This is a genomic window from Streptomyces sp. P5F9 (assembly GCF_057961495.1).
On the sequence record NZ_JBXVPZ010000821.1, the window covers coordinates 1 to 2,146 of the forward strand.

Here is a 2,146-nt window from a genome sequence, read left to right on the forward strand (position 1 = left end):
TGTTTCATAGTGTTTCGGTGGTCATAGCGTGAGGGAAACGCCCGGTTACATTCCGAACCCGGAAGCTAAGCCTTACAGCGCCGATGGTACTGCAGGGGGGACCCTGTGGGAGAGTAGGACACCGCCGAACAAATATTGAAAGGGTTGGATCCTGAACTTCGGTTCGGGGTCCAACCCTTTTTTGTTGTGCGTCACTTGAAGTTCACGTTGCGCAATCACCATCCGAGCATGGGTACTGCTGCAATGCTCAGGGCCGCAGGCGTCGGACTCGGTGACGAGGTCGTCGTGCCGGCGTTCGGGAACGTGGAAATCGCCGAGGCCGTCACCCTCGCGGGTGGGCTGCCGGTGTTCGCCGACATAGATCCGGTGACTTACTGCCTGGATGCGTCCGCTGTCGAAGTGGCCGTAACTCCGCGTACGGCAGCGATAGTTGTCGTACATCGATTCGGTCGGTCCGCTGATGTCGGGCGGTTGCTCGGGGTCGGGCAGCGGCATGGACTGCTGGTGTTGCAGCAGGGGGAGTCCGAGGCGCCGTACGACGAAGTCGCTCAGCGGCGGGAGCGGGCTGCCTATCTTGATGCGAAGTTGCGTGGGGTGCGGACGCCCGATGGTGGGGACGGACACACCTACCAGCAGTACGTCGTGCGGGTGCCGGGGAACGGGCGGCCGGATCGTGACGCCTTCGCTCGGGCCGTGCGCGGTAGGGGAGTTGAGTGCCGGGTGCCGGTGAAGACTCCTGTGCATCGGTTGCCGGAGTTCCGGCGGTGTGTGGCTCTCCCGGAGACCGAGCGGGCCGCGGACGAGACACTGGCGCTGCCGGTGGACGCCTCGTTGACCAAGCGGGAGATGCAGCGGATCGTTTCTGCGTGCAACGCGCTCGGGGGACTGTTGCAGCCCGCATTCTGATCGAGTCGGGGTCGGGCGGCGGTGGTTGGGCGCACGGGCTTGTTCGGGGTATGATTCTTTTCGTTGCCGCGAGGGAAACCTCGGGAAAGCGACAGGCCCTCTTAGCTCAGTCGGTAGAGCGTCTCCATGGTAAGGAGAAGGTCAACGGTTCGATTCCGTTAGAGGGCTCCAGACATCAGAAGGCCCCGCCCAATTGGGCGGGGCCTTCTGCGTGTTCGGGGTCGGTCAGTCCTTCTGGAGGCCCGGGACGCGCATCGCCAGGATGGCCATGTCGTCGGACGGAGCGTCGGAGGCGAAGCGTTCGACCGCGCGCATCACGCGGGCCGCTACGGCTCCCGCTGTGAGACCCGTACAGGTCGTGAGGACGTCGGTGAGGCCGTCGTCGCCGAGCATGCGGGTGCCCTCGCGGCGTTCCGTGACGCCGTCCGTGACGCACAGGAGGACGTCGCCGGGATCGAGGGTGACCGTCTGCTCGTAGAGCTCCAGGTCGTCCATGACGCCGAGGAGGGGCTGGGGTTCGGCGGCCGGTTCGACCGTGCCGTCCTGGCGCAGGCGGAGCGGGAGGGGGTGGCCGGCGCAGACCACCTTCAATTCGGCGCTGCCGTCCTCCTGGGGCCACAACTCGCCGTAGAGGAGGGTCAGGAAGCGGCTGCGGGCTCCCTCGTCGAGGATCGCGGAGTTGAGGCGCTCCAGGACCGCGGGGCCGCCGAAGCCCTCCCTGGCGAGCAGGCGGAGGGCGTGGCGGGCCAGGCCGGTGACCGCGGCCGCCTCGGGGCCGGTGCCGCAGACGTCGCCGATGGCGAAGCCGTAGACGCCGTCTCGGATGGGGAAGAGGTCGTAGAAGTCGCCGCCTACTTCGTTGCCCTCGCCGGCCGCGCGGTAGATGACCTCTACCTCGACGCCCTCGATGTGCGGGAGGTCGGGGGGCAGGAGACTGCGCTGGAGGGACTGGCTGATGGCCGTGCGCTCCGAGTACAGGCGGGCGTTGTCGAGGGCGAGGGCGGCCCGGCGGCTCAAGTCCTCGGCCAGTTCCAGGATTTCCTGGCGGAAGTGTTCGTCGGTGGGCTTGCCGAGGGTCAGCATGCCGATGACGCGGTTGCGGGCGACCAGGGGGAGGACGACGGTTTCGCCGCCGACTGCCGAAGCCGTGGCGAGAGTCGGGCCGATGCCCGAGCTGACGCGGCGGGTGGGTTCGCCGAGGCCGAGGCTGCGCATGGAGGTGCGCAGGGCGGCCTGGTGG

The 2,146-nt window shown here is 67.5% G+C and carries 2 protein-coding genes, 1 tRNA gene and 1 rRNA gene; 3 read left to right on the forward strand and 1 reads right to left on the reverse strand.

What is annotated here, in order from left to right; all coding sequences use genetic code 11:
• Positions 1-13 precede the first annotated feature (13 nt).
• The 3 genes from rrf (at position 14) to AC31A1_RS50530 (ending at position 1,077) form a co-directional block, all read left to right on the forward strand.
• A 5S ribosomal RNA gene (gene rrf, locus AC31A1_RS50520) occupies positions 14-130 on the forward strand.
• 113 nt (positions 131-243) lie between these two features.
• Positions 244-906 (forward strand): DegT/DnrJ/EryC1/StrS family aminotransferase, encoded by a 663-nt coding sequence (locus tag AC31A1_RS50525; protein WP_489659772.1) that lies wholly within the window; start codon positions 244-246, stop codon positions 904-906.
• A 95-nt stretch (positions 907-1,001) separates the two neighbouring features.
• Positions 1,002-1,077, forward strand: a tRNA-Thr gene (locus AC31A1_RS50530).
• Positions 1,078-1,131: 54 nt separating this feature from the next.
• Here the strand turns inward: AC31A1_RS50530 and AC31A1_RS50535 are convergent.
• Positions 1,132-2,146 (reverse strand): PP2C family protein-serine/threonine phosphatase (locus AC31A1_RS50535; RefSeq protein ID WP_489659771.1); only part of this gene is annotated, 1,015 nt, incomplete at its 5' end.

What these genes read in the sequence shown, in the direction of transcription:
- AC31A1_RS50525 (WP_489659772.1), top strand. Translation starts at nt 244, where the DNA reads ATGCTCAGGGCCGCAGGCGTCGGACTCGGTGACGAGGTCGTCGTGCCG.